At 70.8% G+C, this 25,023-nt stretch carries 27 protein-coding genes; 8 read left to right on the top strand and 19 right to left on the bottom strand.

Translation table 11 applies throughout. The annotated features are described in order from the left end of the window. Positions 1 to 11: 11 nt before the first annotated feature. A complete protein-coding gene (locus ACZ4FV_RS33400) occupies positions 12 to 1,058 on the bottom strand; it encodes a FecCD family ABC transporter permease (RefSeq protein WP_465324011.1) in 1,047 nt (348 codons plus the stop codon). Next, positions 1,055 to 2,122, bottom strand: coding sequence for a FecCD family ABC transporter permease (locus ACZ4FV_RS33395; protein WP_395869747.1), 1,068 nt, complete (start codon positions 2,120 to 2,122; stop codon positions 1,055 to 1,057). The genes ACZ4FV_RS33400 and ACZ4FV_RS33395 overlap by 4 nt, the downstream gene beginning before the upstream one ends. 158 nt (positions 2,123 to 2,280) lie before the next feature. Here ACZ4FV_RS33395 and ACZ4FV_RS33390 point away from each other — a divergent pair, with 158 nt between their 5' ends. Next, the gene (locus ACZ4FV_RS33390; RefSeq protein WP_395869745.1) at positions 2,281 to 3,297 is read left to right on the top strand and encodes an ABC transporter substrate-binding protein; all 1,017 of its coding nucleotides are present in this window, start codon (positions 2,281 to 2,283) and stop codon (positions 3,295 to 3,297) included. 203 nt (positions 3,298 to 3,500) lie between these two features. On the opposite strand, the gene ACZ4FV_RS33385 is transcribed toward ACZ4FV_RS33390, so the two are convergent. The 3 genes from ACZ4FV_RS33385 to ACZ4FV_RS33375 form a co-directional block, all read right to left on the bottom strand. Beyond that, positions 3,501 to 4,322 (bottom strand): ABC transporter permease, encoded by an 822-nt coding sequence (locus ACZ4FV_RS33385; RefSeq protein ID WP_465324010.1) that lies wholly within the window; start codon positions 4,320 to 4,322, stop codon positions 3,501 to 3,503. A 7-nt stretch (positions 4,323 to 4,329) separates the two neighbouring features. Further along, positions 4,330 to 5,301, bottom strand: coding sequence for an ABC transporter ATP-binding protein (locus ACZ4FV_RS33380; protein ID WP_395869741.1), 972 nt, complete (start codon positions 5,299 to 5,301; stop codon positions 4,330 to 4,332). Positions 5,302 to 5,428: 127 nt separating this feature from the next. After that, on the bottom strand, positions 5,429 to 5,683 hold the full coding sequence (locus ACZ4FV_RS33375; protein ID WP_395869739.1) for a hypothetical protein: 255 nt from the start codon (positions 5,681 to 5,683) through the stop codon (positions 5,429 to 5,431). Positions 5,684 to 5,877: 194 nt separating this feature from the next. Between ACZ4FV_RS33375 and ACZ4FV_RS33370 the strand changes: the two genes are divergently transcribed. Continuing rightward, positions 5,878 to 6,693, top strand: a complete 816-nt coding sequence (locus ACZ4FV_RS33370; RefSeq protein WP_402238444.1) for an alpha/beta fold hydrolase — start codon at positions 5,878 to 5,880, stop codon at positions 6,691 to 6,693. 160 nt (positions 6,694 to 6,853) lie between these two features. On the opposite strand, the gene ACZ4FV_RS33365 is transcribed toward ACZ4FV_RS33370, so the two are convergent. Beyond that, entirely contained in the window at positions 6,854 to 7,309 is a 456-nt protein-coding gene (locus ACZ4FV_RS33365; protein WP_465324009.1) for a hypothetical protein, read from the bottom strand. Positions 7,310 to 7,516: 207 nt separating this feature from the next. Between ACZ4FV_RS33365 and ACZ4FV_RS33360 the strand changes: the two genes are divergently transcribed. Together ACZ4FV_RS33360 and ACZ4FV_RS33355 are read left to right on the top strand one after the other, a co-directional pair. Next, on the top strand, positions 7,517 to 7,918 hold the full coding sequence (locus ACZ4FV_RS33360) for a hypothetical protein (protein WP_395869734.1): 402 nt from the start codon (positions 7,517 to 7,519) through the stop codon (positions 7,916 to 7,918). 169 nt (positions 7,919 to 8,087) lie between these two features. Beyond that, complete coding sequence (locus ACZ4FV_RS33355; RefSeq protein WP_465324008.1) at positions 8,088 to 9,104, top strand: STM4015 family protein; 1,017 nt, start codon at positions 8,088 to 8,090, stop codon at positions 9,102 to 9,104. A 32-nt stretch (positions 9,105 to 9,136) separates the two neighbouring features. Here ACZ4FV_RS33355 and ACZ4FV_RS33350 read toward each other — a convergent pair whose 3' ends face one another. After that, positions 9,137 to 9,457 (bottom strand): chorismate mutase, encoded by a 321-nt coding sequence (locus tag ACZ4FV_RS33350; protein ID WP_402238437.1) that lies wholly within the window; start codon positions 9,455 to 9,457, stop codon positions 9,137 to 9,139. Between the two features lie 280 nt (positions 9,458 to 9,737). Here ACZ4FV_RS33350 and ACZ4FV_RS33345 point away from each other — a divergent pair, with 280 nt between their 5' ends. Beyond that, positions 9,738 to 9,941, top strand: a complete 204-nt coding sequence (locus ACZ4FV_RS33345) for a hypothetical protein (protein ID WP_465324007.1) — start codon at positions 9,738 to 9,740, stop codon at positions 9,939 to 9,941. Here ACZ4FV_RS33345 and ACZ4FV_RS33340 read toward each other — a convergent pair. From ACZ4FV_RS33340 to ACZ4FV_RS33325, 4 genes are all read right to left on the bottom strand, one after another. Beyond that, the gene (locus ACZ4FV_RS33340; RefSeq protein WP_465324006.1) at positions 9,938 to 11,311 is read right to left on the bottom strand and encodes an MFS transporter; all 1,374 of its coding nucleotides are present in this window, start codon (positions 11,309 to 11,311) and stop codon (positions 9,938 to 9,940) included. The genes ACZ4FV_RS33345 and ACZ4FV_RS33340 overlap by 4 nt on opposite strands. Before the next feature lie 30 nt (positions 11,312 to 11,341). Continuing rightward, on the bottom strand, positions 11,342 to 12,202 hold the full coding sequence (locus ACZ4FV_RS33335) for a PIG-L deacetylase family protein (protein ID WP_465324005.1): 861 nt from the start codon (positions 12,200 to 12,202) through the stop codon (positions 11,342 to 11,344). 140 nt (positions 12,203 to 12,342) lie between these two features. Then, positions 12,343 to 13,974: a glycosyltransferase gene (locus ACZ4FV_RS33330; RefSeq protein WP_465324004.1), complete on the bottom strand. Its 1,632-nt coding sequence runs from the start codon at positions 13,972 to 13,974 to the stop codon at positions 12,343 to 12,345. Positions 13,975 to 14,426: 452 nt separating this feature from the next. Next, entirely contained in the window at positions 14,427 to 15,317 is an 891-nt protein-coding gene (locus ACZ4FV_RS33325; protein ID WP_465324003.1) for a LysR family transcriptional regulator, read from the bottom strand. 173 nt (positions 15,318 to 15,490) lie between these two features. On the opposite strand from ACZ4FV_RS33325, the gene ACZ4FV_RS33320 reads away from it, so the two are divergent. Continuing rightward, positions 15,491 to 16,414 (top strand): ketopantoate reductase family protein, encoded by a 924-nt coding sequence (locus ACZ4FV_RS33320; RefSeq protein WP_465324002.1) that lies wholly within the window; start codon positions 15,491 to 15,493, stop codon positions 16,412 to 16,414. A gap of 146 nt (positions 16,415 to 16,560) precedes the next feature. On the opposite strand, the gene ACZ4FV_RS33315 is transcribed toward ACZ4FV_RS33320, so the two are convergent. Further along, a complete protein-coding gene (locus ACZ4FV_RS33315) occupies positions 16,561 to 17,163 on the bottom strand; it encodes a TetR/AcrR family transcriptional regulator (protein ID WP_395869715.1) in 603 nt (200 codons plus the stop codon). Positions 17,164 to 17,248: 85 nt separating this feature from the next. Here ACZ4FV_RS33315 and ACZ4FV_RS33310 point away from each other — a divergent pair, with 85 nt between their 5' ends. After that, positions 17,249 to 17,659, top strand: a complete 411-nt coding sequence (locus ACZ4FV_RS33310; protein WP_402238423.1) for an organic hydroperoxide resistance protein — start codon at positions 17,249 to 17,251, stop codon at positions 17,657 to 17,659. 661 nt (positions 17,660 to 18,320) lie between these two features. Here the strand turns inward: ACZ4FV_RS33310 and ACZ4FV_RS33305 are convergent. The 7 genes from ACZ4FV_RS33305 to ACZ4FV_RS33275 form a co-directional block, all read right to left on the bottom strand. Beyond that, positions 18,321 to 19,268 carry a hypothetical protein gene (locus tag ACZ4FV_RS33305; RefSeq protein WP_465324001.1) on the bottom strand — a complete coding sequence of 316 codons (948 nt, stop codon included), beginning with the start codon at positions 19,266 to 19,268 and terminating at the stop codon, positions 18,321 to 18,323. A gap of 474 nt (positions 19,269 to 19,742) precedes the next feature. After that, positions 19,743 to 20,231: a hypothetical protein gene (locus ACZ4FV_RS33300; protein WP_465324000.1), complete on the bottom strand. Its 489-nt coding sequence runs from the start codon at positions 20,229 to 20,231 to the stop codon at positions 19,743 to 19,745. Between the two features lie 139 nt (positions 20,232 to 20,370). Continuing rightward, positions 20,371 to 21,258 (bottom strand): transglutaminase domain-containing protein, encoded by an 888-nt coding sequence (locus tag ACZ4FV_RS33295; protein ID WP_465323999.1) that lies wholly within the window; start codon positions 21,256 to 21,258, stop codon positions 20,371 to 20,373. Positions 21,259 to 21,387: 129 nt separating this feature from the next. Continuing rightward, complete coding sequence (locus tag ACZ4FV_RS33290) at positions 21,388 to 22,392, bottom strand: HEAT repeat domain-containing protein (protein ID WP_402238413.1); 1,005 nt, start codon at positions 22,390 to 22,392, stop codon at positions 21,388 to 21,390. Positions 22,393 to 22,398: 6 nt separating this feature from the next. Beyond that, positions 22,399 to 23,067 carry a HEAT repeat domain-containing protein gene (locus ACZ4FV_RS33285; protein ID WP_395869705.1) on the bottom strand — a complete coding sequence of 223 codons (669 nt, stop codon included), beginning with the start codon at positions 23,065 to 23,067 and terminating at the stop codon, positions 22,399 to 22,401. A 132-nt stretch (positions 23,068 to 23,199) separates the two neighbouring features. Further along, the gene (locus ACZ4FV_RS33280) at positions 23,200 to 23,481 is read right to left on the bottom strand and encodes a hypothetical protein (RefSeq protein ID WP_395869703.1); all 282 of its coding nucleotides are present in this window, start codon (positions 23,479 to 23,481) and stop codon (positions 23,200 to 23,202) included. A gap of 140 nt (positions 23,482 to 23,621) precedes the next feature. After that, a complete protein-coding gene (locus ACZ4FV_RS33275; protein WP_395869702.1) occupies positions 23,622 to 24,308 on the bottom strand; it encodes an endonuclease in 687 nt (228 codons plus the stop codon). Positions 24,309 to 24,409: 101 nt separating this feature from the next. On the opposite strand from ACZ4FV_RS33275, the gene ACZ4FV_RS33270 reads away from it, so the two are divergent. Continuing rightward, entirely contained in the window at positions 24,410 to 24,784 is a 375-nt protein-coding gene (locus ACZ4FV_RS33270; protein ID WP_395869701.1) for a VOC family protein, read from the top strand. Positions 24,785 to 25,023: the final 239 nt, after the last annotated feature.

Below are 25,023 nucleotides of genomic sequence, written 5' to 3'. Positions count from 1 at the left end.
TGGTGGTCACGTCAGCCTCCCTTTCCGGCCCGGTTGGTTCGGGCGAGCAGCCACATCAGGTACGGGGCGCCGACCGCGCCGGTGACGACGCCCACCGGCAGTTCGGTCGGCGAGAAGGCGAGCCGGGCGGCGAGGTCGGCGGCGAGCAGGGTCGCGGCACCGACCAGTCCGCTCGCGATCAGCGGGATGCCGGCGGTGCCGGCGAGTCGGCGGGCGATCTGTGGCGCGCCGAGCGCGATGAAGGCCACCGGTCCGGCCGAGGCGGCGGCCACCGCCGCCAGGCACGTGGCCACCACGAGCAGCGCGATTCGGGCGCGGCGCAGCGGCATTCCGAGGCTGAGCGCGGTGTCGTCGTCGAACTGCAGGAGTTGGTACGGGCGGGCCAGCGCGAGCGTGAGCGGCACCAGGACCAGCAGCGCGACACCCACCCAGCGCACGTGCGCGTAGTCGCGCCCGTTGAGGCTGCCGGTGAGCCACACCATGGCCCGGGATGCCTGGTCGATGTCGGCCCGCGCGAGCATCCAGCGGGTCAGGGCCATCAGCACGCCGTGCATCGCCAGGCCGACCAGCACGAACCGGTAGCCGGTGATGGTGCCGCCGCGATAGGCCATCACGTAGATGAAGACCGCGGTGAGCAACGCCCCGGCGAGCGCGCCGAAGGGGACGGCACCGAAGGACGCGGCGCCCGCCGAGGTGACGCCGCCGATCAGGATCGTGCAGACCGCGCCGGCGCTCGCCCCGGCGGAGATGCCGATCAGGTCCGGGCCGGCCAGCGGATTGCGGGTGACGGCTTGGAAGATCGCGCCGGACAATCCGAACGCGAGGCCGACGAGCAGTGCGGTCAGGGCGCGCGGCAGTCGCAGTTCGCGCACGATCAGGTCGGCGTCGCCGGAGCCGATACCCAGCAGCGAGTCGACGACGTCGGGGATCGGGATGGAGTACGTACCGATGGACGCCGACGCCACCAGGCCGCACGCGATGATCGCGAGCAGCGTGCCGGCCACGATCGCCACGCGCGGGCGAACGGACATGCCGAAGGGGCCGAGTTCGACTCTCATCGGGCGTGCTCCTTGAGCTTGCCGCGCTTGACCAGCGCGATCAGGAACGGCGCGCCGAGGATCGCGGTGACCACGCCGACCTCGAGTTCGCCGGGGCGCGCCACCACCCGGCCGATCACGTCGGCACCGATGGTGAGCGTCGCGCCCGCGAGGCCGGAACAGGGGACGAGCCAGCGGGCGTCCGGGCCGGTGAAGGCCCGGACCACGTGCGGAACGACCAGGCCGACGAAGGTGATCGGGCCGGCGGCGGCGACCGCGGCGCCGGCGAGCAGGATGACCGCGAGGGCGCCGAGCGCGCGGGTGGTGCCGACCTTGACGCCCAGGGTGGAGGCGAGGTCGTCGCCCAGGGCGAGGGCGTTGAGCCGGCCGCACAGACCGAGGGCCAGGATCAGCCCGACGGCGACGAACGGCAGGAGGTGGACGCCGAGATCGGTGTCGCGTCCGGCCAGCGAGCCGACCGCCCAGAAGCGGTACTGGTCGAGGGTGCGGACGTCCAGCAACACGAGAGCGTTGGTGAACGCGTCCAACAGCGCGGTCACGGCGGCGCCGGCGAGGGCGAGTTTGGCGGGGGTGGCGCCGCCGTATCCGGTGCCGCCGACGACGTAGGCGAGCAGGCCCGCGAGCGCGCCGCCGAGGAAGGCGAACCACACGTACTGGTAGGGGCTGGTCAGTCCGAGCAGGCCGATGCTCGCGGCGACCGCGCAGGCCGCACCCGCGCTGACCCCGATCAGACCGGGGTCGCCGAGCGGGTTGCGGGTGATGTCCTGCGCGACCGCGCCCGCCACACCCAGCGAGATGCCCACCAACAGGCCCAGGAAGGTGCGCGGGACGCGCAGGTCCCGAACGATGATCGCGTCGCCCTCGCGGCTGCCGCCCAGCGCGTGGAAGACATCCGCGAGCGGGACGTTCTTGGCGCCGATGGCGAGCGACGCGAACAGGACGGTCGCCAGGGCGGTGAGCAGTACGGCCGTCACCGTGAGGCGGCGGCCGGCGCCGTGGCGCTCCGGCGCCGGTGGTCGTTCGGGTGCCGCGCGTGGGACGGCGAGATCGATGTTCGAAGGCACGAACGTAAGGTAAGGCACGCCTAAAATCCGGAAAACACGACCCTGTCGCTTGTGCCCGGATAGGCAAGGCTAACCTCATCCCCAATTCCCGGATGCGGATGGCCTCGCGCTGCGCCGTGCCCGGACATCCTGCCGAATCGCTCATCCATGGAGGGCACATGCTCACGCTCGGACGCCGCAGACGGAGCGCTCGTCTCGGCCTTGCCGCACTGGCCATCGCGCTGACGGCGGGCCTTGCCGCGTGCGGCGAGGACTCCGACGACAAGGCCGCGGGCACCGACAAGCCCGCGGCGGCGTCCTCCGGCGCAGCCGCCTCCACGGCCTCCTTCCCGCGCACCATCACGCACGACAAGGGCACCACCACGATCAAGGAGAAGCCCAAGCGCGTGGTGGCGCTCGACAACAGCCTCGTCGAGGCGGTCGCCGCCCTCGACGTTCCGCTGGTCGGCGGCATCGGTTCCTACCGCGACCAGAAGGGCTTCCCGCCCTACCTCGGCGACGCGGTGAAGAACACCAAGGACGTCGGCCCGCTCGACAGTCCCAACCTCGAACAGATCGCGCTGCTCAAGCCCGACCTGATCGTCTCCGCGACCGTGCGACACGACCAGTTGTACGCGCAGTTGTCCAAGATCGCGCCGACCGTCTTCGTCAAGACCACCGGTCCGATCTGGAAGGAGAACGTCAAGCTGGTCGGCCAGGCGCTCGGCGAGGACGACAAGGCCAAGGCCAAGCTGACCGCGTACGAGACGCGCGCCAAGAAGGTCGGCGACGCGATCAACGCGAAGGCGAACAAGCCGACGGTGTCCATCGTGCGCTTCGTGGACGGCCCGACGCGCATCTACCTCGGCAAGACGTTCAGCGGCATCATCCTGAGCGACATGGGCCTGACCCGTCCCGAGAACCAGCGCGACCCCGAGAAGTTCAACATCGAGGTCAGCGAGGAGCAGATCGGGCAGGCCGACGCCGACTACATCTTCCTGACGTCCTTCTCGGGCGGCGAGGAGCGCAAGGCCAAGTTCATGGCCAACCCGCTGTGGCAGCGCCTGAAGGCCGTGCAGGCCGGGCACGTGTACGAGGTCAAGGACGAGAGTTGGATGACGGCGGTGTCCCTCCAGGGCGCGGACGTGGTCCTGGACGACCTGGCCCGCACGTTTGGGGTCGACCCGGCGAAGTAGAGCCATCGATCCGGGCGCGGTGTGCCGATGCGTTGTGCGTCGTGTCGCGCGTTGCGCGTCCGCGACGGTGTGGCAAGGGAAGGCGTCGACCGCGGTGCGGTCGACGCCTTCCGACGTGTTCGTCGTGGGCCGGGGTGCACGTGCCCGGCGCCGGGGTCGCCCGGCACGGGCGCGGGACGCGGGGGCACGACGGGCCCGCCGGGTCAGGCGTCCCGCTTCTCCAGGAGGAGGGCGCCCAGGAGCAGCAGGAGCAGGGTCTCGGCGACGAAGACCGCGAAGCCCGTCCACGGTTGGAACATCTTGTCCGCGGCCTCGACCGCCATGACCTGTCCGCCGGCGTTGGCGGGCATCAGCTTGGCGATCCAGTCACCGGTCTTGCCGGGGATCAGGCCCACCACGCCGCCGACCACGAAGATCAGCGCGATGCCCAGGGTGATGGCGCCGGCGGTGTGCCGCAGCAGCACGCCCAGCGCCATCCCGAACAGGCCCAGGACGGCCAGGTACAGGCCCGTGCCGATCAGTGCCCGGAGCACGCCGGGTTCGCCGAGGCCGACACCGACGTCCTTGGCGTCGAGCATCAGGTTGGCCAGGAAGTAGCAGCAGAACGCGGTGACCGCCCCGACCACGAAGAGGACGAGGGCCAGGACGAGGGCCTTGGCGGCGAGCATCGAGGCGCGCCACGGCACCGCGGTCAGGCTGGTACGGATCATGCCGGTCGAGTACTCGGCCGTCATCGACATCACCCCGAGCACCAGGGCGGCGATCTGGCCGAAGGCGACGCCGACGGTGAGCAGGTCGGGAGCGTCGTTCTCCTTTCCCTCGGCCACGTCCTTGGCCACGTCGCCCGCCGCAAGGGCGGCGATACCCCAACTGATCAGGACGCTCACCGCGAACAGGGCGAGCAGCGTCCACATGGTCGAGCGCACGGTCTTGATCTTGGCCCACTCGGAGTCCAGGATCCGGGCGAAGGTCAGCCGCGGGGCGTGCCCGAGGGCGGTGGGCGCGGCGGGCGTGGTCGTCGTCATCGAGGCCTCATCCGATCCGGTCGGCGGTGGTCGGCGGACCCCAACCCGGGACCGTCGCGGCGGCCTCCGGGGGTGCGCCGCCGGTGTGGTACTCGACGCTGTCGGCGGTGAGCCGCATGAACGCCTCCTCGAGTGAGGCCTCGACCTTCGCCAGTTCGTGCAGGAACACCCCGTTGTGTCCGGCGAGGTCACCGACTTGGTCGGTACTCACGTCCTGGACCAGCAGCGCCCCCGCCTGATCCCGGGTCACCTGCCAGCCCGCGTCCGTCGCGAGCCGGGCGAGTCGATCCGCCTGCGGCGAGCGCACTTTCACATGGCTGATCGAGTTCTCCGCGATGAACCGGGCCACGCCCGTGTCGGCGAGGATCCTTCCGCGCCCGATGACCAGCAGGTGGTCGGCGGTCAGGGACATCTCGCTCATCAGATGGGAGGAGACGAAGACCGTGCGGCCCTCGCCGGCGAGCCGCTTCATCAGGTTCCGGATCCACAGGATGCCCTCGGGGTCGAGCCCGTTGACGGGTTCGTCGAACAGCAGCACCCGAGGGTCGCCGAGCAGCGCCCCGGCAATCCCCAGGCGTTGGCCCATCCCCAGGGAGAAGCCCCCGGAGCGTTTCCTGGCGACGGAAGTGAGGCCGACCGTGTCCAGCACCTCGTCCACCCGGGTGAGCGGAATGCCGTTCGACTTCGCCAGCACCACCAGATGGTCCCGGGCGGTGCGGCCGCCGTGCAGGGCCTTGGCGTCGATGAGGGCCCCCACCTCCAACATCGGCGCGGCCAGGTCCCGGTAGGCCCGACCGTCCACGGTCACCCGACCGGCACTGGGCCGGTCCAGGCCCAGAATCATCCGCATCGTGGTGGACTTTCCCGCGCCGTTGGGGCCGAGGAACCCGGTGACCCGTCCGGGGTGAACCTCGAAGCTGACGTCGTCGACAGCCGTCTTCGCTCCGTACCTCTTGGTGAGGCCTTCCGCAACAATCATGGATATATGCCGCCTTCTCCTCGGGCGGTCTTCATGATCACCCGTGTCGAAGGGATCCGCATCCGTACCACGCGACGGTGACGTGCGTCCGGCTCGGCCGTTCGGGGTGGGTTGTCGGTGGTCCTGATCAGGCGGAGCCGAGCATGCGCCAGAAGAGTCCGGAGTACCACCCGGCCGTGCGCTTGCTTCCGAGGCGGTCGTACGCCGCGTGCGCCTCGGCGAGGTGGCGTGCCGCGGCCTGGCGTGGCGTGATGAGGTACACCGCGCGGCGCGTACCGCACGCGTCGCACTCGACGAACACGTCGTATGTGAGTTGGTTCAGGCGGACCTCGTGCGTGCGACCGTCGCTCGAATGGGCCCAGTACCGGTGGGTCGTCGTCAAGGCCCTTCTCCTTCCGTTCGTGAGACCTGCCGACCAGTGTGGCGCGGTGATATCGCACCGGATACGGGGATTTCCCCCGGGCCGGCGCCGGAAGGCCGTTGCCGGGACGCATGGGAATCTCGAGTCCGGGACAGGGGCTCGTGGACGAAGTGAGCGGCGGGCCCGCCGCGAACGCACGAGCGAGGAGAACCGGCATGCCGCGCGCGCAGGTGAATGGCGCCGACCTGTATTACGAAGTCGCGGGCGAGGGCGAGCCGCTCGTGCTCGTTCACGGCTCGTGGACCGACCATCGCAGTTGGAGCCCGGTCGTTCCCGCGCTCGCCGCGTCGTACCGCGTGGTGACCTACGACCGTCGGGGGCACGGGAGGAGCACAGCCCCGGCCGGAGCGGGCTCCCGTACCCAGGACGAGGACGACTTGGCGGCGCTGGTGGAGCGGCTCGACGTGGCGCCCGCCCACGTGGTCGGAAACTCGTTCGGCGCGTCCACGGCGCTGGGATTGGCCGCGCGTCGGCCCGAGTGGTTCCGCAGCCTCGTCGCGCACGAGCCGCCGCTGCTGGAGACCGTGGCGGGCGATCCGGAACTCGAGCCGCTGATGCGCGAGATGCAGGGCCGGATCGACGCGGTCGTCGACAGCCTGCGCGCGGGCGACGACCGGGGCGGGGCGTACCGCTTCGTCGAGGAGGTCGCGCTCGGACCCGGGATGTGGGAGAAGTTGACCGATGCGGTGCGCGACACGTTCATCGCCAACGCTGCCACGTTCTCGGACGAACAAGCCGATCCGCACTGGGCCGGGCTCGACCTCACCGGGGTGTCCGGGTTCGCCGCGCCCGTGCTCCTGACATACGGCACCGAGAGCCCGCCGTGGTTCCCGCGGATCGTCGGCAAGCTCGACGACACGATCCCACACGCGCAGGTGCGGACGTTCAACGGCGCCGGGCACGTCCCGCACTCGACCCACCCCGAGCAGTACGTCGCCACCGTGCGGGGCTTTCTGGCGGGTTCCCGCTGACCGGCCCTCCCGATGCGATCGACCCGATCGGCGAGGTGGCGGCTCAGCCTCGTCACCGGGTCCGACCCGGCCGTCCCTCAACCCACCGGGTCGCACCTGTGCGTGCTCCCGTGCCGCTTCCACCCGTTCTCGGCGGCCGTGCTCCGATGGGCGTGCCGGGTTACTCCCCGGGGGCTTGCGTACGTGCCTCCGTCGCGTGTGCCTCCGCCAATCGCTCCTCGATGACCAGGCGGACCGGAGCGTACGCCGCGTCGGCCGCGCGCATGCGGGCGGCGCAGCGTTCGAAGGAGGCGCGGGAGCGCTCGCGGCGGTTGGGCATCAGGTCGCCCCAGCGTCGGCGGATGACCGTGCGATCGGCGAACGGCCGTGACACATAGCGGATTCCGTGCTGGTATCGCACATCGGACTCGGCCGATCGCAGCTCGCCCTGGAAGGTCTCGAAGGCGTGGTACCACCGGGCGTACTCGTCCGGGAGGCACCGGACCGACTGCCCGCGCGGGACGACGTCGCCGACCTGGTAGAGGGTGTACTCCAGCCCTTCGGGGACCCGCACCCAGGCCATCGTGGTCCACGGCCACGGAATCAGCTTGAATCGGTGCCGCTGGATGTAGGCCACGGCCTGTCCTCTCCTCGGTTCGCGAAGCATTTCGGAAGCATCCCAAAGGTAGGGGCGCGAACCCGGGGGCGAAAGATCACCGCCGGGTCGGGGCCTAGTCTTCGTCGAAGTCGCGGTAGGCGACCGGTCGTCCCGGTTGCCACCCGCCCGCACACGGCCGGGCCGGGCGCGATGCACGCAGGGGCCGGACGGTGCGAAGGGGCGATGATGTCGGACGAGGACGCGGTGGTGAATGCCGAATTCCGCCGCCGCTACGGCGTGGGGTTCGTGGTCGCGTTGATGCGCAACAACTCCCACGAGGTCACCCTCGATCTGCCGATGTCGTTCGACGGCGCCGTGCGACATGTCGCGGCCATCCTGGCCGGCGTGGGTGTCGCACCGGAGTCGGGTGGAGGCGAATCGAGTCCGGGCCGGCGGACGATCCGGGTGGTCACGGGCGGTGGCCATCTGCGGATGAACCCGGTTCTGGTGACCGTCGCGCTCACGAGCGAATCCGAGACCACACGGGTCGTGGTTCGCGGCACGGCCAAGGAAGGGCTGATCAAACAGCGCGCGGGGGAGAAGACCGCCGAAATGATCGCCGGCCTGCTGAGGGTCGAGCGTCGATAGCGGTGGGCCGGTCGATGGGCGACGGCGTGCGGTGACCGACGCGGCGATCCGGCTCACGCGACCGATCCGTCGGCGCGCCTCGCCCCGGACCCCCGCGCACGCGCCGTGTCGGCGGGTGTCCGTAGGCTTCCGCCGGGACGAGGGCGGATCGGGAACGGAGCAGACCCTGATGAGTGTGTGGGAGCATCTCGCCGAGTTGGGCGGGCTCACGGTGCATCCGTTCCTGGCGGACGACGACATCGACACCTTCGAGACGGACAACGACGAGCACCTTGCCGAACTCGTCGCCTCCGCCCCCGAACCCGCAGCGGTCGCCTGGAAGATCGCCACCCACTTCGACGCCGAGCTCGAATTCCCGGAGGTGCTGGAGCTCTTCCTCAAGACCGTCGACACCACGCAGGTGCGGGCGCTGGTCATCGGCTACTGGGCCACCGACATCCTGGACGGCGACGAGGAACCCGTCATCGGCCTGCTGTGCGCGCATGCCGACAAGTTCCCCGCGCTGCGCCACCTGTTCGTCGCCGACATCACCAGCGAAGAGCACGAAGTCTCGTGGATCCCACCCGAGGACATCACACCGCTCCTGGAGGCATTCCCGAACCTCGAGGAATTGGGCTACCGGTTCGGCCAGTTCCGCACCGCGGAACCCGGACTCGTCCTGCGCCCGATCCGGCACGCGCGGCTGCGCAAGCTCGTCCTGCAAACCGGCGGCATGCCCGCGCAGTTGCCCCGGACGGTCGCGGCGTGCGAATTCCCCGCCCTGGACCACCTCGACCTGTGGCTCGGCGTGGACATGTACGGAGGCGACGCGACCCCGGCCGACCTGGCCGATCTCCTGGACGGCACCCGGCACCCCGCGCTGCGGCACCTGGGTCTGATGAACAGCGAGATCCAGGACGAGGTCGCGGCGGCAGTCGCCGCCGCCCCCCTCGTCGCGCGGCTGCGCTCACTCGACCTGTCCATGGGCACGCTCTCCGACACCGGCGCCGAGGCGCTGCTCGCCGGCCGGCCCCTCACCCACCTCGAACGCCTCACCGTCCGTCACCACTTCCTCGGTGACGGCGCAGCCCGACGGCTCCGCGAAGCCCTCGAACCGGCCGGGGTGGCCGTCGACCTCTCCGAGGCATGCACCCCGTGGGAAGCGGAGACCCCCGAAGAGGGCAGGTACACGCAGGTCGCCGAATAGCGAAGCTCGACCCGGGGGACGTGTCGGGCTGCCTACGGCCCTTGGTGGGGTACGGGATCGGCCGCGTCGGTGCTTCGGCGGTGTTCGTGGAGTTCGAGATCGATGAACGCGGCGATCATGGCCCGCCAGACGGCTTCCGCCACCTCGGGTGCCAGTCCCGCCGTGACGGCGCGGTCACGTACGGCCGCGATGACGCGTTCGACTCGATCGGGAGCCCTGACCGCCTGCTCGTCGCTCTTGAATCCGGCGGCCGTGCGCACCAATTCCTGACGTTGTGCGAGCAACCGGACCACTTCGGAGTCGAGTTCGTCGATCCGCATGCGGACCTCGGCGAGGTCTCGGGGTGCTGACATGACCACAGCGTCGCACATCTTCCCGGGACGACGGCCCGCTCCGCGTCGCGGCCGGGGCCGGTTCGACTTTCGGGTTGGGGCAGGCAACTTTCGTCGGTATCGAGGCCATGCCCCGGCCGGCATCGTCGGTCGGGGCCGGAGCAGGGCCGGATCGGTATCCGGATCGGCCCGTTCGGCATCGTCGCCCGTCACGGGCGGTGTGTACCCCGGTCGATGCTCATCCGGGCCTCGTCCTGGCATCGACCGCTGCCAATCCTCAACCGGAAGGATGCAACTCCTCGTGAAAATACGCCGCTTGATCGTCACGACCGTTTCCGCCGCCGTCCTGGCACCCGTATTCGTGCTGGCCACGGGAACTTCGGCGAACGCCACTCTGCCGCAGCACGGGCGGCTGCCGCAGTGCATGAAGGCGTACGACATGAATTACAACCTCGGCGGCAAGGCCTTCGCCACCGCCCAGTTGCGGGCGTGTCTGGGCGCCTAGGCGAGTCTTGGCGGCACGTGCTCTCGATGGTGACGACGGCCCGCGCGACCCGGTCGGGTGGCAGAGGCCGTCGTCGGCGAGGTTTCCTCCCGTCGCCGAACCGTCGGGGTCTTCCGGGAATCGCGAACGCCCCCGACGGCCCCGGGACTCCGGGAGGTGCGGTTCTCGGACAGGAGTCCGGAGAGGGAAGCTGCGACGACCGCGAGCAGGGGCAGCAGGAGCAGGGCGAAGCGCAGCGTGATGTGGCCGGCGAGGAAGCCGACGAGTGGCGGTCCGGCCAGGAAGGCGAGGTAGCCGGTGGTGGAGACGGTGGCGACCGCGGGGCCGGGGGTGTCGGGGTACTGCCGTCCGACGCCGCCCACCACGAGCGGGAACGACGAGGCGATGCCCAGGCCGACGGCCGCGAACGCGGGTACCACCACCCACGGGTGAGGCGCCGCGATCGCGAGAGCGGCGGCGGATCCGGTCGCCAACGCGCCGAGGCGCACGACCCGCACCGGGCCGAAGCGCGCGGCCACACGATCACCGGAGAGCCGTCCGAGCGTCATGGCCAGTGCGAACACCGTGTAGCCCGCGCCCGACACACCGGGCCCCGCGTGGACGGAATCCGCCAGATACACGGTGCCCCAGTCGGTGACCACGCCCTCGATGAGCAGGACGCACAGCCCGAGCAGGCTGAGCCCCAACAGGCGTCCCCGCAGTCCCGGTCGGGTTCGGGATGTGGGTTCGGTACGCGCCTTCGGCACGTGGTGGACGGCCGGCCGCAGCGCCGCGACGGCCGGCGCCGAGGCGGTCAGGGCGACGGCGGCGGTGACCACGAACTGGGTGGCCGGACGGACGCCGGCCGCCGCCGCGACCGTGCCGATCAGGGCGCCGGTGAGCGCGCCCGCGCTGTACAGGCCGTGGAACGAGGACATGCGTGGGCGTTCCGCGTCGCGTTCGCCGTCGACGGCGTGGGTGTTCATGGCCACGTCGAGCGCGCCGACGGCGGCGCCGAGGACCGCGAGGCCTAGGGTGAGCGATATCAGACCGTCGGCCAGGGCGAGCAGGGCGACCGCCGACGCGTAGATCGGCAGCGCGACACGGGTGACGAGGCGGCTTCCGAATCGGTTGACCAGGACGCCGGCCGCCGGCATCGCCGGTACCGACCCGAGCGCGACGCCGAGCAGTGCGATGCCCAGTTGTCCGTCCGACAGGTGCAGATCGGCCTTGACCTGCGGGATGCGCGGCGCCCAACTGGCGAGGACCGTCCCGTTGAGGAAGAACACGGCGTACAGCCCCCACCGGCCGGAACCCGGTCGGTGTTCCCGGTCTCGGCGGCGTCGGCGCGACGCGCGGCGGGCAGCGGGTGCTTCGGGGCGGATGCGCATGGCTCTCCGTTCTCCGTTCTCCGTGTGGTTTCACGTCCTGCTCGGGCGGCGGTCGGCTACGGTCGCGACGACTCCGGGCGGGTCATGCGGGTCATGCGTGGCGGATGTGGGGGTGATCCAGGGCAGCGCGAGGTCGGCCGTCGTCGTCGGTGGATGGGCGCGGGCACGGGTGAACGCTTCCGCGTACGCGACGCCCACCTCTCGGCCGCGCAGCGCGGACTGCCGTCGGGCGAGGTCCACGAAGTCGTGGCCGCCGCGCCGGCGGCGGCCGTCGTTCTGACTCGCGTGTCGCGACACCATGGCCTCCTTGGTCGGCATGGTGTCGGTGATGTTTACCCACAGGTCCGGCGTACCCCCGTTCGCGCCGGTCAACGTATCCATCCGGAACAACGCCGGGACGGTGTCGAGGGCGGCGTGCCCGGTTTCGAGGCCCGGTTCGCGAGCCAGTAGCCGCGCGGCGCTCGCGAGGGCGCCCGCGGCCCGGTGGTCGGGGTGGTAGTCCTCGGGGTGATGCGCGAACAGCACGTCGGGGCGGGTGCGGCGCAGCACGTCCACGACGAGTAGGCGGGCCGCGGGGGTGTCGTAGAGGAAGCCGTCCGGCAGTCCGAGCATGATCGAGTCCGCTCCGAGTACGGACGCGGCCTCGCGGGCCTCGTGTGCGCGAACACGGGCGATCGGGGACGGGGACGGGGAGGCGGACGGGGATAGGGACGGAGACGGGGACGCGGACGGGATGGAGGGCGTGGCCCGGGGCTCGGTCGGTGCGCCCGGTGCGCCGTTGGTCAGGATGGCGATGGTCACGTGGGCGCCCTGCGCTCGGTAGCGCGCGAGGGTTCCGGCGCACAGCAGTTCGACGTCGTCGGGGTGGGCGCCGAGGGCGAGGATTCGCATGGCGATCGGTCCTTGGTGTCGGGGTGGACGTCGTGGTGGATGGCGTTGCGCGGGGTCCTGTGTTCACCTCGGGAGTGCGCCCGGTGCACCATGCCGTGCGGCGGTCCGGTCCGTTCGGGGTACGGGTTCGCCGCCGCCCGCTATGGGAGTTCGCAGAGAATCCGTGCGAACCCCAGCACGCCGCTGTCCGTGAGGAAGTTCGTGCGCACATGGCGGCGTCCGTTGTCGCCCAGCTCCCGGGCGTACGCCGGGTCGGCGAGCAGTCGGTCGATGCCGGCGCCGAGTCCCGGCAGATCGTGCGGGTGGTTCAGCAGCAGGCCGGATCGGCCGTGTCGGATCTGTTGTCGGATTCCACCCACCGGCGAGGCGATCACGGGCCGTCCCTTCCAGGCGGCCTCGGACACGGTCAATCCGAATCCCTCGGCGAGGCTCTTTTGGATCACCACGGTCGAACACCGTTGGATGGCGTTGATGGTCAACGCGTGCTCGGTCGGATGATCGGTGGGAATCTCGACCAGATGCACCCGGCCCGGCCGGTTCCGCCGACGTTCGCGGGCCTCGCGGCACTCCGCGAGCACCTGTTCGGCCTGCGCGTCGCCGGCCGCTCGTGGTCCCACGAGCAGCAGGTGCGCACCGAAGTCCGGGTCGACATGGTCGGTGAACGCCTCGATCACGCCCGGGATGTCCTTGACCCGGTCCCATCGACTCACCTGCGTGACGAGTGGCGTGCCGGCCGGCAACGCACCCGCGTGACGATCGATCCGCGCGGTATGGCGAAGGAGCGGATCGGCGAAGGCGAAACCACCGGACGGATCCGCGTCAGCGCCGCTCGGCTCTCGAAAGACGCCGATCCGCGCCATCAGGCGCGACGTGTCCACGGCGGGACGCAGCGGCAGGTTCTTCGGTGACAGCGGGTTGATCGACGGTGACAGGATGCGGACCGGTACGTCGGGCAGCCCGACCGGCAGCGCTCCGTCGTACGACGCGATGAAGCCGTGTGCGGCGGACAGGTACCGACGCAGGAACTGCCAAGCGGGACCGGCTGGTTCGGCATGCAGAGGAGCGCCGATGTGGCATTGCCACAACACGGTGCACCCGGCCTCGCGCAGGTACGGGATCAGGCCCGCCGTCTGGTGATCGTGCAGGACGACCACGCTGCGTCGGCCCATGACGCCGAGCAGGCGCTCCGCGGCTGCGCGCGACATGCGTTCGTACAGGGCGCGGCCGCCTTCCGGGGTCGGCGGGTCCTCGTGTGCGTGCGCGGCGACGCCGCACATCCGGTAGTAGAGCGCCTTCGTCAGGGCGCGGAACGCGCGGCTGCCCTCGATCGTGGCCCACCGGGTATCGATGCCCTCACCGCGCATGTGGGGCAGCGTGGCGCGGAGAAGCTCGGCGACCCCACCGCGCGTCGGATTGTCACTCACGTGCCACACCTCGCGCCCGTCGAGGCGCTCGCGGGCCTCGCGCAGTGCGCCGCGCACCTCGGCGAGCCGTTCCGCGCCGACGACGTGTTCGAGGCGGGCCAGGGGTGTCGCCGGCAGTTCGACCTCCGGCAGCGGCGAGGTCGGCCCGCGAGGCGGCGGGTGCGAGTCGTGGACACGGGGCCGGGTCGAGCGAGTCGCCGTTGTGCCGGTGCTCCCGGCGTTTCCGGTGCTGTTGATGGTGCCCGCGTTGCCCGTACTGTCCGTATTGTCCGTGCTGCCCGTGGTCTCGGTGGGACGGCCGACGGGGCGGGGCAGGGATGGCCCGTGGCAGCGTTCGGTGCGGATCATTGCGGTTGCCTTGCTGTGCGTGGAGCGGTGGTGGGGGACGTACCGAGACGACACGCGGCCCTCGGGGCCGGTCCCGGATTCACCCTTCGACCCGAATTCGGATTCGGATCCGAGTCCGGATCGCGGCATCTGCCATTCACCATCGATCTCGCGCTGTCCCGGGCGCCTGAGCCGGCAGTCCCTGACCGGTCCCGCATCCACCCGAGCCACCGGCCACCCATGCGCGAGCGGCGGCGTGAGCGTTACGACGTTCCTGCACGAGCCCGAGATCGGCACATCCTCGAGGAGCCCGGAATTCACCGACGCCCGACGCGGCCGAACCCGTCCCTGCCCCGCCCCGGTTCCTCAAGCGATCGTCGACAGCCGACGCGCCACGACAGCCGCAGGTGTTCGCCCGATCGAGAATCGCCGTCCGGCCGGCCGCCACGGCGAGCACCGTGCCGGCTCGTCCGTCACCGTGGGCCGTCGAGGGCGACGCTGTCGGCGAAGGCTCGGGCCAGGGGGGTGAGGTCGTCCCAGCGGCGTACGGCCCAGCCGACCGACAGGGGTGGTAGGTCGGGGATGGGGAGGAAACGTATCGGGCCGGTTCCGTCGGTGCCGCGTTGGTCGGGGAGGGCCGGGACGACGGCGTGTCCGAGGCCGAGTTCGGCGAGCAGGATGGCGGTGTCCCAGTCGGCGACGCTGGTGTCGGATGTGACGTGAATGCCCAGCCTCGCGAAGGCCGCGTCGAGGTGCGCCCGCGAGGAGGAGTCCTCCGGAAGCCTGATGTGCCGGATGCCGACGAGCTCGGCGGTGTCGATGTGGGTGCGGTCGGCGAACGGATCGTCGGCGCGGACGGCCAACACCCAGGGCAGTTCGGCGACGCGGCGTTGTTGGATGCCCTGGATCGGGCCGCCGACGGTGATCCAGGCCAGGTCGAGGGTGTTGGAGGCGAGCGCGTCGAAGCAACTGCGACTGGAGGTCTCGGTCCGAAACTCCAGGCTGGCTTTGGGGTATCGGCTGCGGAAGGCGACGACGGCCCCGGACAGGAAGTGCCGCACGGTGGTGGCGCCCGTCGTGACCCGTACCGATCCGGCCTCGCCGTGGGCCAGTTCGTCGAGGCGACGCAGGGCCACGTCCAGGCCGGCGATGCCGTCGGCGGCGGCCGCTTGCAGCAGGCGTCCCGCCGCGGTGGGGGCGACGCCGCGGGGGTGGCGTTCCAGGAGTTGTAGCTTCGTCTCCCGTTCCAGCCGCTTCACATGCTGACTCACCGCCGACTGTGTGCACGAGAGTTCCCGGGCGACGGCGCTCAGGCTCCCGGCTCGGCACACCGCGACGAAGACACGCAGATCATCGAGAGTCATGGACTTAAGGTAACGCTTGGGTAGTTGGCATAAAACCCGAGGATTGACTTGGGAGTGCCCCGGTTCGATGATCGATCCGGGCGGCAACCTGCTCTCACCCACGCGCCCCCGTCCGGACGGGAGAGCCCGGTGGAGCAGGTGCCGACCCCGACCGCCATCGAGAGGAATATCCCGTGTCCGCTTCGACTCCCTCCGACAACGAACACGCCGGCGCGCGCCCGTGGACCGTGGCGGTACTCGGGCCGGGAGGAGTGGGCGGCCTGCTCGCCGCGCTCTTGTCCCGGGCCGGTCACCGGGTGATCTGTGTCGCGGGGGAGGAGACCGCACAGACTATGCGGCGAAGCGGGATTCGGGTGCGCAGCGGGCAGTTCGGCGACTTCACCGCGCACGTCGAGACGGATACCGAACTGCGCGATCCCGTCGACCTGTGCCTGATCACCGTCAAGCACACCGCGCTGAGCGGCGCGCTGGAACGCATACCGCCGCAGGCGGTCGGGAACGGCCTGATCGTGCCACTGCTCAACGGCATCGAGCACCCCTCGGTACTGCGTGGGTACTTCGGCGAACGGAACGTCGTCGCACCCGGCGTGATCCGTGTCGAGTCGACGCGCATCGCGCCGGGCGTCATCGAACACGGCAGCCCGTTCACGGAGATCGACCTGGCCGGATCGCGGGAGCAACTCGCTCCCCTGGCGGCCGTGCTCACGGATGCCGGCGTGCGCACGCGCACGGTGGCGGACGAGACCGCCGCCCTGTGGACAAAACTCGCCTTCCTCGCGCCCTTTGCGCTGCTCACCACCCGCTACGGGCTCACCATCGGCGAGGTGAGGGCCGAGCGCCGGGCGGAGTTGGTCGCTCTCGTCGAGGAAGCGGCCGCGGTGAGCGCGGCCTGCGGTGCGCCGGTCGATCCCGCGCGATCCCTGGCGCTGTACGACTCCTTTCCGGCGCAGACCAAGTCGTCCATGCAACGCGACGCGGAGACCGGCCGTCCCACCGAACTCGACGCGATCGGAGGCGCGTTGTTGCGCACGGCCACGCGGCACGGCACGCCGGTACCCGTCGCGGTCCGGTTGATGGCCGAGCTCACGAGCGGGTGACCGCCCCCGCGTAGAAGACGTACCGCGTCACGGTCGGGCTCGGAGTGCCGGTGTCGACCGGGTGGAAGCCGGGGCGCCCGGGGGCCGAACCTGCCGCGCCGGTGTGTGCGTCGGGGGCCGCGCGCCGTGCCGCGCCGCGCCGTCGGTCAGTGGTTCGCGTCGCCGGGTGTGCCGAGTACGCGGTTCAGGGCGTCGGGGATGATCCGCCGGATGGCGTCGGCGTCGTCCAGGTAGCAGCCGACCGCCAGGCCGTCGCGCAGCAGCATCAGGATGTCGGCCGTCGCGACGGGGTGCGGGTCGCCGGCGGCGGTCAGCAGGTCGGTCAGCATTGTGCGGAACCAGGTGCGGTGGTCGAGGACCGCCTTGCGCACCGGGTGGGACACGTCCGGGAATTCGGCGGCGGCGTTGATGAACGGGCACCCCCGGAAGCCGGGTTCGCGGCCGATCTCGGTCATCAGCTCGAAGACCCGCAGCAGCACGTCGCGCGGCGGTACGTCGGTCGAACCCGCCAACAGCGCCGCGGCACCGTCGCGCTGCGTGCGGTACTGCTCGTCCAGGTAGGCGTGGACCAACTCGTCCTTGGACGGGAAGTGGTTGTAGAACGTCGCCTTCGCCACGCCGGCCTCGGCGATGATCCGGTCGACGCCCACGGCGTGCACGCCCTCCGCGTAGAAGAGCGTGGTCGCGGTGTCGAGGACGCGGCGGCGGGCCGGGCTCTCGCGGCGGTGGTCGGAGGGTGTCGTACTCACACCTTGACTTTACCAGACAGGTCTGTCTACATTCGTTTCACGCCAAGACAGACCCCTCTGTCTATCTCTTCGAAAGGGCGGGACCATGAGCCTGTACACCGCGATCGCCACCTCCGCCGGACGCGACGGACGTGCGGTGAGCTCCGACGGACAGCTCGACGTCAAGCTGGGCATGCAGAAGGAACTCGGCGGGGACGGTGTGGGGACCAACCCCGAGCAACTGTTCGCGGCGGGCTACGCGGCGTGCTTCGCGAGCGCGATGCAGCTCGTGTCCAAGCGGCAGAAGGTGGACGCCGCAGACGCCTCGGTGACGGCCGAGGTCGGTCTGAACGCGAACGGCGACGGCGGCTTCGGCCTCAGCGTGACCCTGCGGGTGGAACTGCCGGAACACCTGTCCGCGGAGGAGGGACGCGCGCTGATCGAGGCCACCCACCAGGTCTGCCCGTACTCGAACGCGACCCGGGGCAACATCCCGGTCGAACTCGTCATCGAGTAGTCCATCGGCGGCGAGACGAGGAATCCGACGCGGACCACCCGGAACCGGAACGCGGTCCCGGAGGATCCCCGGAGCTGGGCTGGGCCCGCTGCGCGAGGGGTGCCGATGTGGTCGAAACGCGCCGGGCGCCGGGCGTCGGCGGCGCGTCTCGGGCCCGGCGGGACCTCGTTCACCACGGCCGTGTTCCCCGGTCCGGGTCTGTGCAACGACGGACCACCCGTTCGGCGGCGGTGCGCCCGGTGCTGCCGGCGGCGGGCCGTACACCGCGGCCGGCCCGGCGTCGGGGTCACGCCGCGCCGCGCAGCAATCCTCGGCGCGGGTCCGACGTATTGCCTCGGGTCACGGATGCACCCGGCCCGGCAGGCGCATCCGGCGTGTCCGGCGAGTCGTGGGTGCTCATGAGATGAATCCCCGAGCGATGTTCGGCGACGCGCGCCCTCCGCGGCGGCACCGGGCCGCCGGTGGGGGTGATCGGCTCTTCGATCGACCCTGCGTGCCCTTCGCTGCGGCACGGCGGAAACGGCGCGCCGACCGGTGTGGCGAAGTCGGATCCGGTCCCGGATTCCAGTCCCGCGCCGGGGGTCCAGGGTCGGGGCGCCAGGGGCGAGGCCCAGGGTCGGGAGTCCCGGGGCCACATCGTCGGGACCGCGACGTTCCGTGGCTATTCGACCTCGATCAGAGTGTGCATGCCCTTGGCTCCCAGGCGTTTGGCGTCCGAGATGTCGTGGACCCACGTGATGAGCGCGTAGCGGCCCGCGTCGAGGGGAGCGTCGAGGACGGCGGAGCGGCCGGGGGACAGCGGGGTCATGCCCAGGCCGGCAGTCGTATCGAAGGGCGGTGTGCCCCATTCGCCTCGGTCCAGGGCGCGGAAGAACTCGGCGAGCCGTTCGTTCGTCGTGCCGGCCGGCACTGGGTAGAGGATGGCCTCGTTGACCTGCCGGGGCAGGAGGTTGACCACCAACAGGGGCGCTCCGGAGCGGATCCGGTCGGGCGCGACGTAGCGGGGTCCCTCCCCCGTCCGGATGGAGGCGATCACGCCCTCGGGCGAGGGGCCGGGCGTGGCGTCCGGCCGGCCGGCCACGGTCAGCGTCCGCACCCGCTCGACGCCCGGCGGATTCGCCGTCTCGAAGTCGAGGAAGTCGACCCAGAAATACGTGCCGGGCCGAAGCGTCACCCCGAACGAGACCGAGCGCCCCGGGACGGTCGCCGCGCCGCCGAGGAACGTCGCCTCCCGCATGACCGCGTTGCCGCCGTCGCGAATCCCGTCCGGATCGTGCGACAGTGCCCGCACGAGATTCGGCGCGAACGCCTCGAGGGACACGCCGGGGTTCAGTCGCAGCAGCCCCACATGCCCACGACCCGGGTCGGAGGTGGCCACCCGGAACGTGGCGAATCCGGGCACCGCGGTGGCGGGTGCCGCGAGACCTCCGACGCCCGCGACGACATTCAACGCCTGCCCTTCCGCTACCTGCCGGATCCCCGGCCCGGGCTTATCGCCGGCGGCCGAGCGATCGGCGGCGAACGCCGAGGGGGCGACGCACGCGATGAGCGTGCCGGTGGCCAGGACGGCGAGCGAACGATAGACCCGGGATATCCGGTGCACAGGCATGGCAACTCGCTTTCGACGATACGGATCAGCCGAGTCGTCCACGCGTGGGACCGACTGGCGTGGTCCGACCTGGTCCGACCTGGTCGGACTTCGGTGGATGTCCACAAGTCTCCGTCGCGATCGGCGCCACGACGTCGTGCCCGCGAACGATCGTCCGCCTCCCCGGCCGGTACGAGAGTGGCCGCCCGACCCAGGACCCGAGTTGTGGCCGCTCGCCCGGTAGCCGCAACCCCTGGGGTACGAAATCCGATCCCCATACCCTCCCGGTGGACGAACGGCACGGGACGGTGCGCGAGTTGCCCGACCCGCTCTCGCCGGCGAGTCCTCGGACGCGACCACGACCGAAGTACTGCCCACGGGCACGGCAGCGCTGTGCGGTGCGGATCACCAGGTCCGCGCCGTCACGTTTCGGGGCGTGCACGTGCGCCGACGCGCAGTGGCAGCGCGTGGGGGGGCGGGGAGGGCGGAGGGTGGTCAGGTCACCGTGCTGATGACGGCCTTGCCCTCGGTGGCGGCTGCGGTGAGGAACACGATCAGATCCTCGAACGTGTTGTCTCCGGTGATCCCGTTCCACGGACGGGACGCGCCCGCGCCGGTGGCCCACCGCTCGTCGCGTAGTCCCTCCGCCACCGGCCCCACCTGCTCCGGAGGCAGGAAGTACGCCGGCTCACCCGCGAATTCGACACCCTCGACGATGTCGCAGCCGTACCCGACCGCCCTGGCCAACCAGGGATACTCCTTGGTCCAACGTTCCATACCGCCCTCGGCCTCCAGTCGGCCCTCGGCCGACATGGTCAGCACGCGATAGTCGCATCCGTAGCGGTCCACCCGCGGACGAAAACCGGAGACGACCGAGCCGCTGCCGCCCCTGTCGGCGAACAACCCGCCGACCAGCCCCGGAGTATCCGCGACCTCCCCGAGTGCCGCAGGCTCGATCTTCACCAGGGTCAACCACATCGACATGCCGCTTCCTCACCACTCCCGATTGCCTGCCACCAGCCACGACCCGACGCACCCCTCGTCGGCTCCCATCGGAAGTCCTGGCACGAGGTGGTTCACCCGGACGAACATGCTGCCTTCCATCGGGCGGGTCGGTACAGAACTACCGGGCCCCTGCCGAGTGTCGGCCGAGGACGGGTTCCGCGACGAGTCGCGCCACGCGGCACAACGTCTGGCCGTGTCGGGCGAAGAGTTCGTCGCGCGAGCCGAAGTGGCCCAAGTCTGCCAGGACATAGCCGGAGAGGTCGCACGCGGTGCGGGCATCGGTGGTCGGGCACAGCGTCGTCCCGTCCCAGTCGATCGCCGTCCTGGACAGCGCCTCGAAGAGGGTCTCCGGGCCGGTGTTGGTGAAGCCGCCACCAGGACCGTTGCTCAACTCGTCGAGGTTGCCGAAGAGTTCCGCGACGGTCAACCAGTGCGCCATGGGGTGCTCGCCGGTGGACGGGCCCGTCAGGTGGAATTCCGGCCAGGCCAGCACCACTTGGTCCGGGACGATCCGACGCAGGTGCGGGAACCTCGGATACCAGAATGCCCCGTCCAGGAGTAGACCGCGCACCCGCGTGGCCACTCCGGACGCGCGGGCCACGGCTTCGAGTATGGCCAGGCGCTGGCTGCACGATCCGCGACCCAGGCGCAGCACCTGCGACGTGGGCCGTTCGTCCTGCACGGAGTACACGGGTCGGACGGCTGTGGCGATCAAACGATGGGCTGTACGCAGGACTTGTACCCGACGGACGGCATCCCCGGCGATGCTCGGATCCTGGGCGTTCATCGTGCCTTCGGTGCTTACCGGGTTCTCGACCTTTCCCGGGTTCTCGACGCTTTCCGGGTGCCGGGCCGACGCCGTGTTCGCGGCGCGCTCGGCCAGTGCGGTCACGCGCCGGTCCGGCCAGTCGAGGATCCGCGTCGGCGCCGTGCTTCCCGCGACCACTCTCCGATCGACGGTGTCCTCGTGGATTCGGCGCCTGGGCCGAAGCAGCGAACTCGTCATGCCATGGTCCCCTCATGGAGCATTCCCCGGATACCACGACGCATCATGTCAGAGGATTTGAACGTGTTCAATTATCCGGCGGCAGCGGCGATGGAGGACGCGGGCACGGCCCCCGGGAAGCAGCCGTCATCACGCGTCGCGCAGCGTGAGGATGTATGCCGCCGTGAGCGCGACCGCACGGTCTTCGTCACGGGACAGATCCGCCAGGGCGCGGGACGCCGTGGATCCCGGGATGTCCGCAAGTGCCTGGGTCAGCCGTCGACGTGCGGACGCTGCTGCGGTGCCCTGCGCGAGGCAGTCGACGAGCCTGGTGGCGATCTCGTCCGCCAACGCGGGACGACTCGCCAACGCGCTCAGCGCATCGGCCGCTTCGACGTCATTCGTGTCATGGACGATCATGTCCACGAGCGTCGGGACCGCGTCGGCCACTCCGCGCGGACCGAGCGCCAGAGCCGCACACCTGCGGACCACGAGGTCGGAGTGCGTGAGGGCGTCCCGCAGCAGTGCGGACGCCTCGTCGTCGGGAATCTCGGCGATGGCCCGGACGGCACGTTCGCGCACCTCGGCCGCCGGTGAGTCGAGGCCCTGCGCCAGTGGTTGCGCCCATTCGCCGTCGCCCGATCGAGCCAAGGCCCATCGAAGGGCCCCGGCGACGTTCGGGTCCGTCTCGCTCAACGCCGCCTCGACGAGGGCTTCCACCGGCACCGGAACCTCTTCGGCCGAGGCCAACGCCGCGCGCTGGCGCTTCCCGGCGCTCTCCGACCCCAGGGCCTGGAGGAGTGCGACGACCTGGAGGACGTCCTCCCAGCCGACGGGTTCCGCGGCCTCGATCCGACGAAGTCGCGTCAGCAGCGCCGTCTCACGCGCGATGCGTTCCCGCGTCCGGAGGACGAGGTCGTCGACGAGATCCGCGGGCCGGAAGCCGGGATCATCCAGCGCGGACCCGACTTCACGCAGCGACAACCCCAGTGATCGCAGGCTCTCGATGTGGAAGATGCGCCGGATGTCCTCCCCCGAATACTCGCGATAACCGCCTTCGGTACGACCCGTCGGCCGCAACAACCCGAGCGATTCGTAATGCCTGAGCATGCGGGCGCTGACCCCGGACCGTCGTGCCACATCACCGATCAACACGGCCTGTCACTCCTTCTGGCCGGCCCTGCCGAGTGCCACGACACGCTTCGCCTCCTCGGTGGCGAACTCGAATCCCGCGTCCGGGTCGCGCAACAGCCGCTCCGTGGCGATCGCGTGCCGGCGCACGTCGGGGTCGAGATCCGTCATCGCCGCGCGCAGGGTCGGCACGATCGCCTCATCGAGCGCGATCAGCGCCCGACTGAGGCTCAGCCGGATCTCACGCCCGCCGCGCCCGAGTTGGGTTGCCAATACCGCGGCCAACGCGGGCTCTTCACCCTCTGGCACGAGTGCGACCGCCGCCCGCCAAGCGCTTCGCGCCACCTCGTCGTCCGGGTCGGACAGAAGTGCCCGGGTGATCGCCGGCCACGCCTGGCGATCCCCGATCTTGGACAGCGTGTGCAGCGCCTGGCTCCGGGCCTGCGCCCGCTCCGAGCCGAGTTCACCGACAAGTGCCGGGACCGTCCTCGTCGACGCGTGGCGGGTGAGTGCCCACGTGAGCATCTCGCGCACCTGGAAATCGGGCTCGATCGCGCATCGCTCGACGAGCCTGTCCACGAAACGCGGGTCCGGGGTCGTGCCGGCGACCATCGCCGCCCGCAGCCGCACCGGGGAGCGGCCGTCCTCCAGCGCCCGAAGGACGCGCGGCACATCCGCCTCCTGCTTCGGCAAGGTCATCGGGACCACCTCCTCGGCCGTAGTCAAGACCTTGTCACGGTGTCAAGGTCAAGGGGGCCGGCCGCGGGATCCCCGGACGGGACCCACGGCGGTGGCTTCAAAGCGCCGCCGAGGTCCCGTCCGAGGGGCGGCTCACGAGTCCGTGAGCACCCACAGTTGCCAGACTCCGGCAGGTCGGCACTCGTACCTGTTGGCTCCGTTGTCCAGGTACCACTGGCCCCTGGTGTGGCAGCCGCCCAGGTCTTCGGGGGCGAAGTCCTGCACGTGGTGCCAGCCGGGGCCGACCGAGGGGGCGGCGGCCGCGGGGCCGGTCGCCGGTCCCGTCGTCGCCACCGCCTGACTGACCGCCAGACCGGGCGCCGTCAACAGCGCTGCGGCGGTGGCGAGTACGGCGAACCTCTTTTTGCTGTTCATGGTTCTTTCCTTTCGAGTGAGCGAGGGGAACTCCAGCGTCCCGTTTCCACCGGCAACGGTCTTCATGCGCAGGGCGGATCGGCTCGTACAACGAAATATCTACTCTTCCGCCCTTTTCCTACGACGACGCGCCGGTGTCCCTACCCGGACGCGGTGACCTTCGCCGCCAGGTCGCGGTTCAGGTCGATGCGTACCAATGCCGCCGCGAAGCGCGCCAAGTCGTCGCCGTCGACCAGTTCGGCCAACGCGGTGGCGGTCTCCGGCAGGCCCACACGGGTCGCCCCCGCGAGCGCCTTCTCGTCCAGAACCGGGCGCAGGAAGGGCCACACCTCCTGGGCCTCACGGCAGAAGATCAAGGCGCCGGACGGGCCGATGCCGGGGAATTCGCGCAACAGTTCCAGCACTCGTTCGCGGCGTTCGCCGGCGTCCCGCGCCAGGCGACGCAGGTCGCCCGCGTAACGGTCGCGGGCCAGGTCGGCGCATGCGCCGAGCCGTGTCGCGGTGCCTTCGTCGTAGCGCACGTAATGCGCCCGTCCGAGCGCGTCCACCCGTTGTTGCCAGGTCAGGTCTCCCATGCCCTTCGGTGTGCCGCCGCCCGCGTCGATCAGTTCCCGCGCCGCGCGCACCGCGATATCGGCCTTGATGCGCGTGGAGATCAAGTTGCTCAGCACGAGCAGCCGCCACAGCGGCGCGGGCTTGTTCGTCAGGCGGATGCCGGCCTGTCGGGCGTATGTCGTGCCCGCCTCGGCGAGCACCGCGCCGACGAGCTCGCGCCTCGTCTCGGCCGTCTTGGTCGAGCCGGGGGATGGGGTGCTCTTGGAAGGCATGGCCGGCCGCTCCGTGTCGCGAGGGTGATCGCCGTCGGCGGTGCCGTTACCCGCGACGGGGGCGGGGAATCGAACGATCGTCGGTGGGAAGCGGCAAGGACATGACGCTACGCATGGGATGTACGGTCATCACCACCACCGATCTGCCGCGAGCGATCGAGTTCTGGACGTCCGCGCTCGGGCTTCGCCCCCGTGATCGGGTCGCCGAGGACACCGACTTCGTCGTCCTGGTCGAACCGGACGGGAGCGGGCACGCCCTCTCGCTTCAACTCGGCGAGGTGCGCGAGCGCGTCGAACCGGTGCGGGTCCACCTGGACCTGTACACCGACGACCAGGCCGGCGAGGTCGAACGCCTGATCGGGCTGGGTGCCGGTCGACCCGAGTGGGACTATCCGGACGACCCGGATTTCGTGGTGTTGGAGGACCCGGACGGCCACCCGTTCTGCGTCGTGGCCCACGATCCCCACAAGAACTGAACCCCGAGTCGTCGGCAGGGACCCCGCCTGCGCGGTTCGCCCGGTCGGGCAGCCGGGCCCGGCCGGATCGGCCATTGCGCGGGTTCCGAGGTATCCGGTCGGCCGCGTTGCGGAGGAAACTCTCGAGGCCGCTGTCGACGAGGGCGCCCGGGGGCCGCCGGGCGGGGGGTCCCGGGGGAGGGAACGCGGGGGTGGGGGGGGCGGGGGGGTAGGAGTGGGGGGGGTTTTTCGCCCCTCGA

The sequence above is a fragment of the Embleya sp. NPDC025285 genome (assembly GCF_055558835.1).
This window is presented reverse-complemented; position numbering and strand designations above follow the sequence as displayed.